The organism is uncultured Cohaesibacter sp. (assembly GCF_963556055.3).
In the GTDB taxonomy this organism is placed as follows: domain Bacteria; phylum Pseudomonadota; class Alphaproteobacteria; order Rhizobiales; family Cohaesibacteraceae; genus Cohaesibacter.
The window spans coordinates 790,687-807,376 of sequence record NZ_CAUVYE020000013.1; the positions used below are offsets into that span (position 1 = coordinate 790,687).

Below are 16,690 nucleotides of genomic sequence, written 5' to 3' on the forward strand. Positions count from 1 at the left end.
AGCCAACAAGTTCCATGAAAAAGGCCGGGTTTGACCCGGCCTTCTTTTTGTTGAGAAAAGCCCTTGCCTAGATCCCATGCTCACGCAAAGCATCCTCGATTTCACTGAGGATGGTTGGATCATCGATCGTGGCCGGCATCTTGTAGTCTTCGTGGTCGGCAATCGCCCGCATGGTTCCACGCAGAATCTTGCCTGAACGGGTTTTGGGAAGGCGATCTACTGTGACCGCAATCTTGAAGGCTGCAACAGGACCGATTTTCTCGCGAACAAGCTTGATCAGCTCTTTCTCGATATCCATCGGGGTACGCTCGACGCCCGATTTCAAAACCACGAAACCAGCAGGCAACTGGCCTTTGAGCTTGTCGGCAATCCCGATGACGGCGCATTCGGCAACATCGGGATGAGCAGCAAGAACCTCTTCCATCGCTCCGGTAGACAGGCGATGCCCGGCGACATTGATAATGTCATCCGTCCGGGACATGATATAGAGATACCCATTGTCATCCATATATCCGGCATCCCCGGTTTGATAATAGCCAGGGAATTCATCCAGATAACTGCTCTTGAAGCGTTCATCATTCTGCCACAGGCCAGGAAGATTGCCCGGCGCGAGCGGCAGTTTGATCACGATATTGCCCATTTCATTGGCCGCAACAGGATGGCCATCCGCTCCCACGATCTGGACATCATAGCCGGGCATAGCAACAGTCGGCGAACCATGAACAACCGGCAGAAGCTCGATCCCCACCGGATTGGCTGCAATCGCCCAACCTGTTTCGGTCTGCCACCAGTGATCGATCACCGGTACCTTGAGCATGTCTTCCGCCCACTGCACGGTATCGGGATCCGCCCTCTCACCCGCAAGGAACAGGGTCCGCAGACTGGAAAGATCATATTTGCTGATAAATTTGCCATTTGGATCTTCCTTCTTGATAGCCCTGAAGGCTGTCGGAGCGGTAAACAGAGCAACAACCTTATGTTCCTCGATTACGCGCCAGAAGGTTCCGGCATCCGGCGTTCCAACCGGCTTGCCTTCAAACAGAACCGTTGTCGCACCATAGATCATCGGCGCATAGACGATATAGGAATGGCCGACAACCCAACCCACATCGGAAGCGGCCCAGAACACTTCACCGGGCTTGATGCCATAAAGATATTCCATGCTCCATTGCAGGGCGACCATATGGCCACCATTGTCGCGCACAACGCCTTTTGGCTGCCCAGTGGTGCCGGATGTATACAGAATATAGAGCGGGTCGGTCGCCAGTACAGGCACACATGGCACGTCCCGCCCGCTTTCGATCTCTTCCACAATCGCTGCGTGATAATTGACATCGCGCCCTTCAATGAGATCGCAGACCAGTTCCTTGCGCTGGAAAATCACGCAATGGTCTGGCTTGTGTGTTGCCAGTTTGATTGCCTCGTCCAGCAACGGCTTATAGGCGATTGTGCGATTTGGCTCGATCCCGCAAGATGCTGAGATGATGACCTTTGGCTTGGCATCGTTGAGCCGGGTCGCCAGCTCGTTGGCGGCAAAGCCACCGAACACGACAGAATGGATCGCACCAATCCTCGCACAGGCAAGCATCGCAAAGGCCGCCTGCGGGATCATCGGCATATAGATGACTACACGGTCTCCCTTGACGACACCAAGATCCTGCAACACGGCAGCCAATGCCTGTGTCTGCAATTTCACATCCTGGTAGCTGTAGGTTTCCTTGTGTCCGGTGATCGGGCTGTCATAGATCAGGGCCTGCCTCTGGCCATGGCCAGCTTCCACATGGCGATCCACCGCGTTGTAACAGGTGTTGCACTCGGCACCAGCAAACCAGCGTCCATAGGTTCCCGCTTCTTCATCAAAGATTTTGTGCGGCGGTTCAAACCAACTGATTTTCTTTGCTGCCTCTGCCCAAAAGCCATTCGGGTCTGTTTTCCACCCATCGTAAATTTCTTTGTAAGACGCGCCCATTTGAGCCTCTCCACGGTTATATTGGAATTATTCAATGGATAACTTGCGAAATGGCGTCAGGTCTATTCGGCAAAAGAAGGGTCTAGCCTTTAAGATCATTCGACTTTTTGCTGTTTCTCTGCTATTACGATACAACTGTATCGCATATCAATCGAAGGCCCCCATGATTACCGACCCATATTTTTATGCCGCCGCGATTCCGGCAATCATTCTGGTTGGCATCGCCAAAGGAGGCTTTTGCAGCCCCCTGGCAATGCTTGGTGTGCCAGTTCTTTCACTGGTCATTTCCCCCATCAAGGCGGCAGCCATCATGTTGCCAATCCTGATTTGCATGGATTTTGTCGGCCTGCTGGCCTATCGCGGAAATGCCAACAAGAGTGTTCTGAAGAGCATGTTGCCTTTTGCCCTTCTCGGTATAGGCATTGGCTGGCTGTTGGCCGGTCAGTTCGATGAACACATCATCAAGTTCCTCGTCGGCCTCACGGCCCTGGCCTTCGTTGCAGACTATGCCTGGCGGACGATCCGCAAAAAGACGATTGCCACGCGCGGCCCCATCTCAGCGGGCATCTGGGGCACCATAACAGGTCTGACCAGCTTCATTGCCCATTCCGGTGGCCCTCCCTATCAGATCCACACCCTGCCTCTTGGCATGGCTCCGATCACATATGCCGCAACCTCGGTCTATTTCTTCACGACGATGAATACGGTCAAGCTCGTTCCCTATTTCGCTCTTGGGCAATTCTCGACCGAGAATTTATGGACAACACTTGTTCTGGTGCCTCTTGCGCCTATCGGCACCATGCTCGGGATTTTTCTGGTCCGAAAAATAAGCCAGGGTCTGTTCTATCGCTTTTCCTATCTGGCCATGTTCCTCATTGCGCTGAAACTGTGTTCGGACAGTCTTTTCGAGCTACTGGCTTGACTGTAAAACCTGCGACCAAACAGCTCACCTGAGTGTCCCGAGCGGGTACAGTGATACATGTTTGAAGCAACGCAGAATCAAAAAAGCCGCGGTCGAAAATTCCGCGGCTTCGTTAGTCCATGAAATGCTCAAAATCAGCTGGCTGCCTTTAGCTGCGCGATTTCGTCTTTCATACTCAATTTTCGTCGTTTCATCTCGGCAATCTCAAGGTCGTCTACTGATGGATGGGTGGTAGCTTCCTCGATTACCTTATCCAGTTCATCATGCTTACGTTGCAGTTCTTGGATACGTGAATCTAACGACATTCGGACCTCCATAGGTTCAATTGAGACACAAGAATTGTGACATACATATTACATGGTGTCGACTCAGAAATGTTTGAACCGCTGGAGCAAAAATAATTTTCACAACTTGTTTGGAGTTGGTTGGTAATAATTGGTCTTGCTTGCAAAACAAATTCAAACAATCTATTGGAATTTATGAAATTTATTAAATTGGCCAATCGTCATGACACCAGAAAAAGAAGCCCAAATTCGCGCCCAACTTGCGCAACTCAAAACCGAACATAGCGACCTCGACCTAGCCATTGATGCGCTTGAAGCGAGGCCTGGCGGAAATGCCTTGCCAATTCAACGAATGAAAAAGAAAAAACTTTTGCTCAAAGACGAAATCGAGCGGCTGGAGAACGAACTTTTTCCAGACATTATTGCATAATAATGACAAGTTGTGACAGCGGCCAACTGGCCTCGGAAAGAGAGCGATCCTGCTCAGGTTGCCCACAAGTTGCTGCTTGCCGCCGGAGCAGATTTCTCTATACTGCCCGACTTCAAATCTGCTGACCTGCATCCCGGCATCAATCTTGAAAAGGATCCGGCCATGACATATTCCACACCTCCCGTCGCCATCATCATGGGCAGTCAATCAGACTGGCCGACCATGAAGCATGCGGCCGACATTCTCGATACTCTGGGCGTGGACTATGAAGCGAAGATCATTTCAGCCCATCGCACACCGGATCGTATGGCCGATTTTGCCAAGTCGGCGCGGGAACAAGGATTCCGTGTCATTATCGCAGGTGCTGGCGGAGCGGCCCATCTGCCGGGCATGACCGCCTCCATGACCCCTCTTCCCGTACTCGGTGTTCCGATCCAGTCCAAGGCTCTGAGTGGGCAGGATTCCCTGCTCTCCATCGTGCAGATGCCGGCAGGCATTCCGGTCGGCACCTTGGCAATCGGACGCGCAGGCGCTGTGAATGCCGGGCTGATGGCCGCTGCCATTCTGGCCACCACCGATGAAACTCTGGCACAGAAGCTAGACGCCTGGCGCAAGGCCCAGTCGGATGCCATCGCTCTGCAACCTGTTGATGAAGGTGATTAAAAAGATGCTCAATCCGGGAGATACTATCGGAATTCTTGGCGGTGGCCAACTCGGTCGCATGATGGCGCTGGCTGCCAGCAAACTTGGCCTGAAGACCCATGTCTATTGCCCGGATCCTGACAGCCCGGCCTTTGACGTCACTGCTTTCCATACTTGCGCGGACTATGAAAACGAAGAGGCACTCGAAGACTTTGCCAATTCGGTTGCGCGAGTGACGTATGAATTCGAGAATATCCCATCGGCCACCGTCGAGTTTCTGAAAAAGCGCCTGCTTGTTCTACCGGATGAAGAAGCCCTGCGCACATCACAGGACCGACTGACCGAAAAAAACTTTTTCCGTTCAATCGACATCCAGACCGCGAGCTTCTATGAGGTCTCGTCTCAGGAAGACTTGCGTGAAGCGGTCGAGTTTATTGGCCTGCCCGCCCTGCTCAAGACAAGACGGTTTGGTTATGACGGCAAGGGTCAGGTCTTCTTGAAGTCGATCGAAGATGTCGATGGCGCGTTTGAGCGCATCGGCTCCCAACCGGCCATTCTGGAATCCTATGTTCCGTTCGTGAAGGAAATCTCGGTCATTGCGGCACGCAATGAAAAGGGCCAGATCGTCACTTACGACATCGCCGAGAATGTGCACAAGGACCAGATCCTCAAGACCACCACCGTTCCCGCAGACATCAACGAGGGAATTGCCAGAGAGGCACGAAAAATCGGCGAGACGGTTGCCGACGCGCTTGATTATGTCGGTGTACTGGCCGTCGAGCTGTTTCTCCTGTCCGAAACCCACGATCATCGGCTGGTCGCCAATGAAATGGCTCCGCGCGTTCACAATTCCGGCCACTGGACGGAAAGCGCCTGCCTCATTTCGCAATTTGAACAGCATATCCGTGCCGTTGCAGGCTGGCCCTTGGGCAATACGGATCGCCATAGCGATGTGGTCATGACCAATCTCATTGGCGAGGACATCGAAGCCCGACAAGACTTGCTCGCAAAATATGGCACCGCCTTTCACGACTATGGAAAATCGGAAACCCGGGCAGGCCGGAAGATGGGCCACATCAACCGAATTACACCCAAAAAACACGGTTGAATGCAGACTTTTGGGTGTTTTTTCCTCAAATGGGATTGGTTGCTATGGACAAGCTCGCACTGGTCTGATAGAACCGCGATCAAAGTTCGGGCGCTGCCATGGCGGTGACCGATTTTTTTTCATGAAATCCACACATCACGAACTTAAGGATTGACGCGTGCAGGTACTCGTCCGCGATAACAATGTTGATCAAGCCTTGAAGGCGCTGAAAAAGAAATTGCAGCGCGAAGGCGTTTTCCGCGAAATGAAAATGCGGAATTTTTATGAAAAACCTTCTGAAAAGAAAGCTCGCGAAAAAGCTGAAGCTGTGCGTCGCGCACGTAAGCTGGCTCGCAAGCGGATGCAGCGTGAAGGTCTTCTCCCCTCCAAGGGCCGTGGCAACTAAAAGCGAGATAAGAGCCAAGCTCTTTCGACGCTTTGCCCTGTCTTACCTTGCGGGAAATTGCATTCTGCGCGAAACTGTCATCCGATATTGGAACTGGCAGGAGCGTCCAGATCAATCAGGCAATATCCAAGTTCGAAAACTGTTTCAGGTCCGTTTTTGCGATGGACCTGTACGCGTCTGTATGGATGGGCCAAACCCCACCCTCATGACGGCATGCACTTGAAGCATTCTGACGATTTGAATCGCCGGCAAACTGTTTGTCGAAAGCCGGAATCAAAAAGGAATGTGAAGATTTTCGAACTCTGCCGCAATTTGGTCAGACTGACCTGCCACACAAAGACCCAACTTGAAAACGGTTTGATCAGTCAACATCAGATGAGGTCTTAGATGAATTGCAGGCAACACCATTTGAAGTTTCTTGCTATCACATGCCTCGCCATCGGCCTGACTGCCTGTCAGACGACGGGTATGAAAAGCGGTGCCGATTTTGACCGCAATGCGGGAGACGCAGACAATATCGCCTCACTGAACCAGGTGGTTGCCAGTGAGCCGAACGATCCCGATGCCTATAACATCCGTGGTACGGCCTACGGTCGCTCGGGTCAGTATGAGCTGGCGCTGCAAGACTATACGCGTGCCCTTCAAATCAATCCCGACTTCCATCAGGCTTACGCCAACCGCGCCCTCATCTACAAGAAAATGGGCAACATGCAGGCTGCCCTGACGGATTACAATCGGGCGATTTCTCTGGATCCGACATATGATGTGGCCCTGATCGGTCGTGGCGATATCCACCGCGTTCAGAATGATCTTTCCAGCGCCGTATCCGATTACAACCAGGCCATCATCGCCAAGACGCGCGATCCGCGCGCCTATTACCATCGTGGTCTGATTTTCCAGCAGCAACGCAATCATGCTCAAGCGATCGAAGACTTCACCTTCGCGCTCAGCCTTGATTCCTCAAACCCGGACGCCTTCAACTCACGCGGCATCAGCTATCTTGCGCTGGGTGACATGCGCGGTGCTCTGGGCGACTTTTCCAATGCTGTGAAAATGGATCGCGACAATTATCGTGCTTGGACCAATCAGGGCATTGCCCTTGAAAAAGCGGGCAATTACAGCAAGGCCTACGATTCCTTTGCGCGCGCCAAATATATCAATCCAAGCTATATGCCAGCCGTCAATGGCATGAACAGAACGCGCAAACTGAAGAATCAGGGCAGCAGCGCCTGAGACGACTTCTGCCTGACATCCGCTTTCATGTTTATCCGGAAATCTCCCGGCCCCTTTGTCATGCATTGGGGCCGAAAGTTGAATCGTAATTCTCAGGAGCTTCCGGTAGCAGGCGCCTTGCGGCCAACACGCGATCCTGACTGAAGTCAGCGATCTGCTCGTTGAAAAGCTCATAGAAATTGAGCTCTGCGCCCAAATGCAGGAATACCCCGCCTAGCCCGATTGCCGCCCGATCCATGAAAACAAACTCGCGCGGAACCGTCACAGGCCCCAGACGCTTGAATTCCTGATGCACCTTGAAAGCCTGTTTGCGGCCATATTCAGCCGGGCTCACTCCGTCAGCAATGGAACGCACCCTGTTATCGAGCAATGGCCCGTAGATGAATCCGGCCCAGATATTGAGTGCCTCGATCAGAGGATCACTGAGCTCCTTGAACCCCCAGCATTCATAGGCATGCACGATCTGATCACGATCATTGCGCTCAAGACCATGATAGAGGTCGACAACCCCTTGCACAAAACGCGGTGGGAAAATCCGGACACAGCCATAGTCGAACAGATTGAGCCCACCAACCTCGCCATCTGCTTCAAAAACCGAATAGTTGCCCAAATGCGGATCACCATGAATGACACCATGATGGGCAAAGGGATACCACCAGGCTAGAAACAGTGTTCTGGTCAGGAAGTTTCTCACTTCCTGGCTATGCTCCTTGTAGGAGAGCAGTTTTTTCCCGTCGAGCCAGCTCATGGTCAAAAGGCGCGGGGTGGACAGATCATCGAAAAGCGTTGGAATGCGCACACGGTCATCATCGGCAAAGATCTCGCCATAAAGACGCATATGCCAGGCCTCACGCACATAATCGAGTTCTTCGCGCACACGCTCTGCAATCTCTGTCGCCATTTCGCTGGTGTCGACTGCATTCTGCATCGTTCTGTGAAGAGAGAAAATCATGTTGAGCTGACGCAGGTCTGCTTCCACCGCCGAGGCCATATCGGGATATTGCAATTTGCAGGCAAGGCGCGTTCCATCCACATGGATAGCCTTATGCACTTGTCCCAGAGAAGCCGCAGCAGACGGCTCGTGATCAAAGTCCGCAAAGCGGCTTCGCCAGTCCGGCCCCAATTCGGACCGCATCCGGCGCTTTGTAAAGACCCACCCCATGGGAGGAGCATCGGACTGAAGTTGAGAAAGCTCGGCAGCATATTCAGGCGGCACGACATCGGGCACGGTCGCGATCATCTGCGCAACCTTCATCAAGGGGCCCTTGAGGGTCCCCAATACACGCGCAAGATCGGCGGCTTCCCTCTCGATATCGCCAGAGCTGCCACCCAACAGGCGCGCACCGGCAGCACGCGCAACAAATCCACCCACCCCGGCATTCACCCGGGCATAACGTTTCATGCGACGACCAAAGCGATTTTGGTCATCGTAAGACGCGCCATCGTCATGGTGGTCGGTCATCTTCTCGTCAGTCATAAATCAAAGGCGCTCCGGTTTTGGCAACTGACCTTCAGACATCAAGCCTCTTCGAGTGCTTCAAGTTCATCAATCAACGCCACAACAACTGCCAGACCCTTGGACCAGAATGAAGGATCCCGCGCATCCAGACCGAACGGAGCCAGAAGCTCGGAATGATGCTTGGTGCCGCCAGCACTCAACATATCGAAATATTTGCTGACAAAGCTGTCGTCGCTATTCTGATAAACCGAATAGAGCGAGTTCACCAAACAATCCCCAAAGGCATAGGCATACACATAGAATGGGGAATGGATGAAATGCGGAATATAGCACCAGTAGGTTTCATAGCCCTCACTCAACCGAATTGACGGCCCCAGACTGTCTGCTTGTACGCTCATCCAGAGTTCGCAGATCTGTTCCGATGTCAACTCACCATTGGCGCGCGCAGTGTGAAGCTTGCGTTCGAAAAGATAAAAGGCAATCTGGCGCACGACGGTATTGAGCATGTCCTCAACCTTGCTTGCCAGCATCGAACGACGCTCTTCAACCGTGCGCGTCTTGGCCAGAAGCGAACGGAAGGTCAGCATTTCACCAAAGACACTGGCCGTCTCTGCCAAAGTGAGCGGCGTCGGCGCCATCAAGGCACCCTGTTTTCCGGCAAGCACCTGATGCACGCCATGCCCCAATTCATGGGCCAGCGTCATCACGTCACGAGCCTTGCCCATATAGTTGAGCAAGACATAAGGATGCACGCTCGGTACGGTCGGATGAGCAAAGGCACCCGGAGACTTGCCTTCCCGCACCCGCGCATCAATCCAGCCCTTATCGAAAAACTGCTCGGAAATCTCGGCCATCCTGGGAGAGAATCCCGCATAGGCCTCTTGCACGATCTGCTTGGCTTCCGGCCATTCGATAACGCGCATGGGGACTTTGGGAAGCGGCGCATTGCGATCCCAATGTTCAAGCACATCCTTGCCGAACCATTTGGCTTTGAGCTTGTAGTAACGATGGGACAGACGCGGATAGGCATCCTGAACCGCTTCAACCAGCGCGTCCACCACGTCTCTCTCAACCCGGTTGGCCAGATGGCGGCTATCCGCCACATCTTCAAACCCGCGCCAGCTGTCGGAGATCGCCTTGTCCTTGGCAAGCACGTTGGAAATGAGGGAGAAAGTGGAGATATTCTTCTTGAAGGTAACGGCAAGTGCCTCTGCGGCAAGCTTGCGCTTGGCCTCATCCGTGTCGGTCAACAAATTGAGCGTCTGCTCGATAGCCAGTTCCTGACTCTTGCCATCCTGCTCGACCGTGAAACGCAAGGCCGCCATGGTTTCATTGAACAGACGGTTCCATGCCATGGCACCGGTCACGGATTTTTCGTAAAACAGCTTTTCCAGCTCATCAGACAACTGATAGGGCTTTTCCTTGCGCAAATCATCGAGCCAGGGCTTGTAATGGGCAAGTGCCTCACTGGCGCTGATCGCACCGTCAAGCACATCATCCTCGACGCGGTTCAGCTCCAGCTCGAAAAACAGCATCTGCGTTGATATGGTTGTCAGACGCTCCTGAGCATCGCCATAGAATTTGGCACGCTGCGGATCGGTTGAATTGCCATTATACATCAGACCTGCAAAGCTGATCAGCCGCCCCATGCGCTCCTGCAAGGCTTCATAGCGCTTGAGCGCGTCTGCCAGGCTGTCCCCGCCTTCAGTGCTGAGCTTTGAGCTGATCTGACCTTGATAGTCTTTTGCAAAAGACGCAGCCTCTTCCTGACAAAGAGAATAGTCCGTCTCGATCTGGGGATCATCCAATCCCTTGTAAAGATCGCTGAGATCCCATTCCGGCAGTCCCGCCATTGACGTACCGGCGGATGCGGCATCTGCGCTCGAGTGAGAACGGGCGAACGAAGTATAGAGAATATGGTCAGCGTTCATAAACAGAATCCAAAAACAAATGAGGGGGTCAGCCAGTCGGCTCACGGTCTGAGAAGTGGCGATTAACACGATTAAGATAAGACTTCCTGCCATAAGGTCAAATGTCTAAATCGTAAGGTGAACGAAAGCCCTTTATTTGTCCCGCTTCAAACCGTTGACGATTCTCATATTTTCACAGTTTCCTCACGGAACAGAAAAGCAATCGCGGCCGGACAATTAACGCTCTCTTAACCAGTCACGCGCATTGTGGTTCAAAATGAAACAAAACGCAGTGATTCCCATCACCAATGGGTTTGTTCAACCCGGTCGCTGGCCTTGCCACTGACACCACTGGAAACAATCGCATTTGACAATCTGCCGAGGGACCCCATGAGCGAGCGAATTCTGATTGTGGACGACGATCCGGTACAGCGGCGCCTGCTGGAAGCAATTGTCGAGAAAAGCGGCTTTCGATCTTTCAGCGCGGAAAATGGCGAACAGGCCATCGCCATTCTCAATCAGAATGCCCACGACTATTTCGATTTGATGGTTCTGGATCTTGTCATGCCCAATCTCGATGGCATGGGCGTTTTGCAAGCCTTGCAAAAGTCGGATATCAAGGTCCCGGTCATCGTCCAGACCGCCCATGCCGGTATCGACACTGCCGTCAACGCGATGCGCGCAGGCGCGTTCGATTTCGTCATAAAGCCGGTCGCCCCGGAACGGCTTCAGGTCGCGATGCGCAACGCACTCAAGGTCAATGCCCTTGAAGACGAGATCGTTCGCATTCGCTCCAAACAGACCGGCAGCCTTGGTTTCAAGGACATCATTTCCTCAAGCCAGATGATGGATCGCGTTATCAATCTGGGACAGCGGGCCGCAAAATCAAATATCCCCATTCTCATTGAAGGGGAATCGGGCGTCGGCAAGGAATTGATCGCAAAGGCAATCCAGAATGCATCCGACCGATCAAACAAGCCCTTTGTTACCGTCAACTGCGGTGCGATCCCGGACAATCTGGTCGAAAGCATCCTGTTCGGACACGAAAAAGGAGCCTTCACCGGCGCCAACGACAAGCATACCGGCAAGTTCGTCGAAGCCAATGGTGGCACTTTGTTCCTCGATGAAGTTGGCGAGTTGCCACTTGATACCCAGGTCAAACTGCTCCGCGCACTACAGGAAGGGGAGATTGACCCGGTCGGAGCCGTAAAACCGGTCAAGGTGGATCTGCGGCTAATTTCGGCGACCAACAAAGACCTTATTCAGATGGTCAAGGACGGCAAATTCAGAGAAGATCTCTACTATCGCCTCAACGTCTTTCCGATCCGCGTTCCCCCTTTGCGAGACCGCAAGGAGGATATACCAACCCTGACAAAGTCATTTCTGTCCCGTTTTGCTGCGGAAGAAGGCCGCAAGAATCTGGCCAACATCGCCCCAGAGGCCATAACCCTGCTGCAAGGTTACGACTGGCCTGGCAATATCAGACAGCTTGAAAACACCATTTTCAGGGCTGTGGTCCTGTGTGACAGCGATCAACTGACGGTCAATGAGTTCCCGCAAATTGCCAGCCAGATGAGTGCCTATAGCGCAAGCATCGTCAAAGCACGCTCCCCGAATCCCGATGAAGTGGAGGCGCTGGAACTCCCTGCGGCTGCTCATCCGGCTTCGATGTCAGCGCCAACATCCGTACCTTCGGGCATATCCCCTTTGCCCGGCAGTCAAACGGGCTTCAGACCGACAGGAACTGTACAATCAGCAAATCACGCCTCGTCTGGAGACAACCAGACCGATCAGCAACAGCAGGATCCGTGGGGCTTTTTGAGATTGCTGGATGAGAAGGGCAACATTCGCCCCTTGAGCGAACTTGAAGCGGAAATTATCAAGCGGGCACTTATCCACCATGATTACCGCATGTCCGATGCGGCCCGACGTTTGGGAATTGGTCGCTCGACGCTATACAGAAAACTCAAGGAATATGGGCTGGAACAGGAAGACCATGATCTTGCCCAATCCGGTACCTAGGCATGGAGCGTTGCAGCATGGTTACACAAAAGCTTGCACTGCTGTTCAAGCCCCATTTGTTTTGAAAAAGCTGTTGCACAATTTCCCATATTGGCCTCACTACTATTTCCAAAGCTGCTGATTTGAAATTTCGGGATTTGAGATAATGAAACGCACCCACACCGCTCTGGTGGCCCTCATGCTTGCTTTTCCGGGGTCTGCATATGCGACACCGGACGAAGACCAGACTGCCCAAGCATCTCTTGTCCTGATTGGCGATCACCCATCAAGTGCATTGTTGAGCGATATCGAAAATCAATCCCGGATCAACACCATCCTGTCCAACATGTGCAAGACGAATCTGGGAGATATTGATCAGCAGGCAGATCAGGATATCGCAGACGGAATTGCCAAGGCACTTGAAGAGCGCCCCGCAACCAGCGATTTTCTGACCAAACGAGACAATGCAGCTCTCGAGGCCTTCTACGAAGAGCGCAACTTTGCCCCAGCATGGTTTGACAATGGCCAATGGACAAGAGCAGCAAGAAAACTGATTTTCGCGCTTGCACGCGCAGATCGGGACGGCCTGAATCCGGCTGACTACAAAACGCCCCTGCTAACCACATCCCGTAAAAGGGGATCATCTCCCGAAGACATAGCCAGGGCCGATATCCTGTTGTCTCTGGCAGTCACGCGCTACACCAGAGATGCTTTTGCCGGTCGGGTGGACCCACGCATTTTTTCCAAAAAAGAGGTCACGATCAAGCCGCACTATCCTGACTCGATTGCCGCATTGAGCAAATTGACGATCAGTGCCGATCCCGTGGCCGACATGCGCAGCTACAACCCGCCTCACAAGGGTTTCCTGGCTCTGAGAAACGAATATAATCATATTCGCGCACTGGGCTCGAGAGAGAAGACAACACCCATTCCAAACGGCAAAAGCCTCAAGATCGGAATGCGGGACGAGCGTGTCCCTCTGATTCGCGAGAGAATTGGGCTGGAGCCTGAGCAAAATACTGAAGATGCCAATCTTTACAGCAAGTCACTGGCGGAAAAAGTCAAGGACTTTCAGCTCACCAATGGTCTGATCGCTGACGGCATCGTTGGCAACGCCACCTTGAGCATCATGAACCGTGGCAGCGACCACAAGAAATTGCTGGCAGACATGATCGCCAATATGGAGCGCTGGCGCTGGCTGCCGCGTGATCTGGGCGAAATGTATGTCATGGTCAACATTCCGACTTTCAGCCTTGATGTCGTCGACAAAGGTAAAGTCATCCATCAGACTAGGGTCGTGGTCGGGAAAAGCGCCCACAAGACACCGCTTTTCTCCGATCAAATGGAATATCTGGTCGTCAACCCCTATTGGAATGTACCCAAGTCAATTGCCTCGAACGAATTGCTGCCAAAGATAAAGACGAACCCGGCCTCTTTCTTTGCCAACACGAATTATCAGGTACTTGCGAGCGTGGAAGGCAAGACCAAGATCATTGATCCGTCTCTTCTGGATTGGGACAAGGTTGAACCGGGCATGGTGCGTCTTCGTCAAACGCCGGGAACCAGTAACGCGCTCGGAAACATCAAGTTCATGTTCCCCAATCAGCATTCCGTCTATTTGCATGACACTCCGTCGCGAAGCCTGTTCAACCGCGATTATCGCGCCTTCAGCCATGGTTGCGTTCGCGTACACAACCCCTTCGAGCTAGCAGAAGTTGTCTTGTCACAAACGGCCAACTGGAATGCAGACCGTGTCAAGAAGCTGCTGGGCAAAGAGGAACGCACGGTTCGTCTGGACAAGAAGATACCGGTTCATCTGGTCTATTTTACAACCTGGATGTCTGAAGACGGACAGTTGCTACTAAGAAACGATCTCTACGGCCACAACAATACGGTCAAGAAAGCCCTCAATCTTTAAGGCTTTGTTAAACATAAGAATCGACTTTCGGACTTGATCGGGCCAAGGGCTTCCTTTTGCCGCATTTGGACAGCAGGTTACGCCTGAAACGCGGATTATCTGTGTTTCAACGGCTAATTATGCTTAAATTTGGGTTTCGTTTACCATGTCGCAAGCATAATTGGCTCGAAGATATGCAAGATTTCTGCTATCAATGAAATAAACCGGTTGCAAGAAGACCCCGTTTCACTTGTCTGAAGTGCCCTGTTTGGACCCCAGCAAAGGAATGTCTTCATGCAGTTCAGTTTCTGACCATGAGCAGATCTTGTCCAGAAAATGGATGTCTCTTGGCCAGACTAGTCATGCATCTGCCACCGAAATGGTCCGCAGTCCAGGCCTTTGCTGATACGAATGTAGGTTCAATGGCACAAAAGATAGGGTTCATTGTCGGGTTTCTTTTTCTTTGCTTTTTGACGGCAAACCCGGCTCTCTCAAGCACCCGCTCGCTAAACCTGTATAATGCGCACACCAAAGAATCTGCCAAGATCGTTTACAAACGGGACGGCAAATTCGATGCGGACGGATTGCGCAAACTTAATCAGTTTTTGCGGGACTGGCGACGGAATGAAAAGACCGAGATGGATCCCTCTCTGTTTGACCTGATCTGGCAGGTTTACAGGGACACGGGTGCCAAGCAACCGATTACCGTTTTTTCCGGATACCGTTCCCCCGCCACCAACAACATGTTGCGCAGCAAAAGCAAGGGCGTCGCCAAAAACAGCCGCCACACGATGGGTATGGCGATGGACTTCTATCTGCCCGGCGTCCCGCTTGACCGCATTCGCACGGTAGGCCTTAAAATGCAGGCAGGTGGCGTTGGCTACTATCCCGGCTCCCGCTTCATTCATATTGATACCGGTTCCGTCCGTCACTGGCCCCGCATGTCTCGCAAGCAGCTTGCCAAGGTTTTTCCAGATGGCGTAACGGTCCATGTGCCAAGTGATGGCAAGCCATTTTCCGGCTACAAGGTGGCAAAAGCGCAGGTTGACAAGCGCAAGGCGGCAATGCTGCAAGCCTCTCGTTCGGCTCGGCGCTTCACCCAATATGCATCCGCAGCGCCATCAAAAACAAGCACCAGAGAAACGCAAGAGGTCGCTTCCCTTTCGCAATCGGATCAGGACAGCGGTGGAAGCCTGTTCCGCAAGCTTCTGACCCGCACACCGAAAGCACCTCCAGCACCAGAATTTGCCCAGTCTCAGGAGCCGACCATTCAGGAGACAGATGAGGTTCTTGAAAGCGAAGAAGACATCAACCAGCTTCTTTTGCCTGAGACATTGGCAGCCCTTCCAAAGGTCAGGACAGTCCGCATCGCATTGGCTCAAAACAAGGCCAGCACAGACGTGCCGGACCCGGAACAGATCATTGCGCAGGCCAAACAGGCGGACGAAGAATTTCGGGCTGAAAGCGGTGGGGAGGCCGAAAAACCCTTTATTCTCACATACCTTCCTCGCTCCAGACCCGGCGAAATTACCGGATCGACACAGCGCCTGGCGAGCATCGAACCCGACGCCTTCAAGACGCCGGTCGAAGTGCCTGTAAGTTCACAGGCATTGCAAGCCTCAGCCGCCGCACCAGCCCCTGAAGAAGTGGCAAGCGCGACCAAAGGCACTATCGAAACAAGCGAGAATATGACTCTGGCCTCTCTTTATCCTGCCAGTCAGGAAGCAGGCATCGACGCCAAGGCTGTCCCGGACCAGCAGACAGCCACGCAACAGACAGAAGTCAAAGAGCAAACCACCGACATTCTGGAGCAGATGACAAAGGGCACAACGGAAGACAAGTCGGCAAATCCGACCCGCTTTGCCTATGCATCGGCGGACAATACATTCCTTGCAATATTGCCGGAAACGGCCCCTCTGAAGGCGAATGCAGGACAAGGGGATGAATTGACCACCATGCCCAAATCTGCCAACAGAAAATTGCTGGCCAACCTGTCTGGCGACGTGAATGCGTCCACCGTACCACCCTCTTTGCCAAAAGCTGCGGACTCGCTGCCTGCCCAGATAATGGCAAGCACAGATCCGTCATACGGCGACTCCGACGAGCTGAACCGCCTGACTTACGCCTATGGGCCCTCGACCATGGCTTACTTTGCCCATATCGAACAAGCCGCCAGTACAGCGCGTTTTGCACGCCTATCCAAGCCGGTTCCCAAAAATCTGAGAGCCTTGATGCATAAGCCGAGCTTTGTCATCAATCAGGGTTTCAGTCTGGAATCGAATGTCAGCCTGATGGACACACAATTCTCTGGCCCGGCAATTGCGCGAATGGCAACGGTGCGGTTCAACTGACAACATCAAGACTGACAACATCTAGGATGAAACTGTTCAGTCCTGTGCTCAAGACAACAGATAAACGCGCCCCAGTGCATGCAAAGTCAGACAAGGCAA

The 16,690-nt window shown here is 52.8% G+C and carries 13 protein-coding genes; 9 read left to right on the forward strand and 4 right to left on the reverse strand.

Annotation, left to right across the window (positions count from 1 at the left end):
* Positions 1 to 67 precede the first annotated feature (67 nt).
* Complete coding sequence (locus ACHZB8_RS12285; protein WP_316860671.1) at positions 68 to 1,969, reverse strand: propionyl-CoA synthetase; 1,902 nt, start codon at positions 1,967 to 1,969, stop codon at positions 68 to 70.
* A 163-nt stretch (positions 1,970 to 2,132) separates the two neighbouring features.
* Here ACHZB8_RS12285 and ACHZB8_RS12290 point away from each other — a divergent pair, with 163 nt between their 5' ends.
* A complete protein-coding gene (locus tag ACHZB8_RS12290) occupies positions 2,133 to 2,891 on the forward strand; it encodes a sulfite exporter TauE/SafE family protein (RefSeq protein ID WP_316860672.1) in 759 nt (252 codons plus the stop codon).
* Between the two features lie 134 nt (positions 2,892 to 3,025).
* Here ACHZB8_RS12290 and ACHZB8_RS12295 read toward each other — a convergent pair whose 3' ends face one another.
* Entirely contained in the window at positions 3,026 to 3,196 is a 171-nt protein-coding gene (locus ACHZB8_RS12295; protein ID WP_316860674.1) for a DUF465 domain-containing protein, read from the reverse strand.
* A gap of 202 nt (positions 3,197 to 3,398) precedes the next feature.
* Between ACHZB8_RS12295 and ACHZB8_RS12300 the strand changes: the two genes are divergently transcribed.
* The 5 genes from ACHZB8_RS12300 to ACHZB8_RS12320 all read left to right on the forward strand — a co-directional run bounded on the left by ACHZB8_RS12300 (position 3,399) and on the right by ACHZB8_RS12320 (position 6,973).
* Positions 3,399 to 3,605 carry a DUF465 domain-containing protein gene (locus ACHZB8_RS12300; RefSeq protein ID WP_316860675.1) on the forward strand — a complete coding sequence of 69 codons (207 nt, stop codon included), beginning with the start codon at positions 3,399 to 3,401 and terminating at the stop codon, positions 3,603 to 3,605.
* Positions 3,606 to 3,767: 162 nt separating this feature from the next.
* The gene (gene purE, locus ACHZB8_RS12305; protein ID WP_316860778.1) at positions 3,768 to 4,268 is read left to right on the forward strand and encodes a 5-(carboxyamino)imidazole ribonucleotide mutase; all 501 of its coding nucleotides are present in this window, start codon (positions 3,768 to 3,770) and stop codon (positions 4,266 to 4,268) included.
* A complete protein-coding gene (locus ACHZB8_RS12310) occupies positions 4,255 to 5,355 on the forward strand; it encodes a 5-(carboxyamino)imidazole ribonucleotide synthase (RefSeq protein WP_316860676.1) in 1,101 nt (366 codons plus the stop codon). The genes purE and ACHZB8_RS12310 overlap by 14 nt, the downstream gene beginning before the upstream one ends.
* A 157-nt stretch (positions 5,356 to 5,512) precedes the next feature.
* On the forward strand, positions 5,513 to 5,740 hold the full coding sequence (gene rpsU / locus ACHZB8_RS12315; protein WP_316860678.1) for a 30S ribosomal protein S21: 228 nt from the start codon (positions 5,513 to 5,515) through the stop codon (positions 5,738 to 5,740).
* A gap of 408 nt (positions 5,741 to 6,148) precedes the next feature.
* On the forward strand, positions 6,149 to 6,973 hold the full coding sequence (locus ACHZB8_RS12320) for a tetratricopeptide repeat protein (RefSeq protein WP_316860679.1): 825 nt from the start codon (positions 6,149 to 6,151) through the stop codon (positions 6,971 to 6,973).
* A gap of 58 nt (positions 6,974 to 7,031) precedes the next feature.
* Here ACHZB8_RS12320 and ACHZB8_RS12325 read toward each other — a convergent pair whose 3' ends face one another.
* Together ACHZB8_RS12325 and ACHZB8_RS12330 are read right to left on the reverse strand one after the other, a co-directional pair.
* The gene (locus tag ACHZB8_RS12325; RefSeq protein ID WP_316860681.1) at positions 7,032 to 8,450 is read right to left on the reverse strand and encodes an AarF/UbiB family protein; all 1,419 of its coding nucleotides are present in this window, start codon (positions 8,448 to 8,450) and stop codon (positions 7,032 to 7,034) included.
* Positions 8,451 to 8,491: 41 nt separating this feature from the next.
* On the reverse strand, positions 8,492 to 10,384 hold the full coding sequence (locus ACHZB8_RS12330) for a M3 family oligoendopeptidase (protein ID WP_394706188.1): 1,893 nt from the start codon (positions 10,382 to 10,384) through the stop codon (positions 8,492 to 8,494).
* 348 nt (positions 10,385 to 10,732) lie between these two features.
* On the opposite strand from ACHZB8_RS12330, the gene ACHZB8_RS12335 reads away from it, so the two are divergent.
* The 3 genes from ACHZB8_RS12335 (at position 10,733) to ACHZB8_RS12345 (ending at position 16,591) form a co-directional block, all read left to right on the forward strand.
* Positions 10,733 to 12,364, forward strand: coding sequence for a sigma-54 dependent transcriptional regulator (locus tag ACHZB8_RS12335; RefSeq protein WP_316860682.1), 1,632 nt, complete (start codon positions 10,733 to 10,735; stop codon positions 12,362 to 12,364).
* Between the two features lie 145 nt (positions 12,365 to 12,509).
* Entirely contained in the window at positions 12,510 to 14,261 is a 1,752-nt protein-coding gene (locus ACHZB8_RS12340) for a L,D-transpeptidase family protein (RefSeq protein WP_316860683.1), read from the forward strand.
* 401 nt (positions 14,262 to 14,662) lie between these two features.
* Complete coding sequence (locus ACHZB8_RS12345) at positions 14,663 to 16,591, forward strand: DUF882 domain-containing protein (RefSeq protein ID WP_316860684.1); 1,929 nt, start codon at positions 14,663 to 14,665, stop codon at positions 16,589 to 16,591.
* Positions 16,592 to 16,690: the final 99 nt, after the last annotated feature.

Bases quoted from the DNA above. Each gene is read 5' to 3' on its own strand.
- ACHZB8_RS12285 (WP_316860671.1), bottom strand. From the start codon at position 1,969: ATGGGCGCGTCTTACAAAGAAATTTACGATGGGTGGAAAACAGACCCG.
- ACHZB8_RS12290 (WP_316860672.1), top strand. From the start codon at position 2,133: ATGATTACCGACCCATATTTTTATGCCGCCGCGATTCCGGCAATCATT.
- ACHZB8_RS12295 (WP_316860674.1), bottom strand. From the start codon at position 3,196: ATGTCGTTAGATTCACGTATCCAAGAACTGCAACGTAAGCATGATGAA.
- ACHZB8_RS12300 (WP_316860675.1), top strand. From the start codon at position 3,399: ATGACACCAGAAAAAGAAGCCCAAATTCGCGCCCAACTTGCGCAACTC.
- purE (WP_316860778.1), top strand. From the start codon at position 3,768: ATGACATATTCCACACCTCCCGTCGCCATCATCATGGGCAGTCAATCA.
- ACHZB8_RS12310 (WP_316860676.1), top strand. From the start codon at position 4,255: ATGAAGGTGATTAAAAAGATGCTCAATCCGGGAGATACTATCGGAATT.
- ACHZB8_RS12325 (WP_316860681.1), bottom strand. From the start codon at position 8,450: ATGACTGACGAGAAGATGACCGACCACCATGACGATGGCGCGTCTTAC.
- ACHZB8_RS12335 (WP_316860682.1), top strand. From the start codon at position 10,733: ATGAGCGAGCGAATTCTGATTGTGGACGACGATCCGGTACAGCGGCGC.
- ACHZB8_RS12340 (WP_316860683.1), top strand. From the start codon at position 12,510: ATGAAACGCACCCACACCGCTCTGGTGGCCCTCATGCTTGCTTTTCCG.
- ACHZB8_RS12345 (WP_316860684.1), top strand. From the start codon at position 14,663: ATGGCACAAAAGATAGGGTTCATTGTCGGGTTTCTTTTTCTTTGCTTT.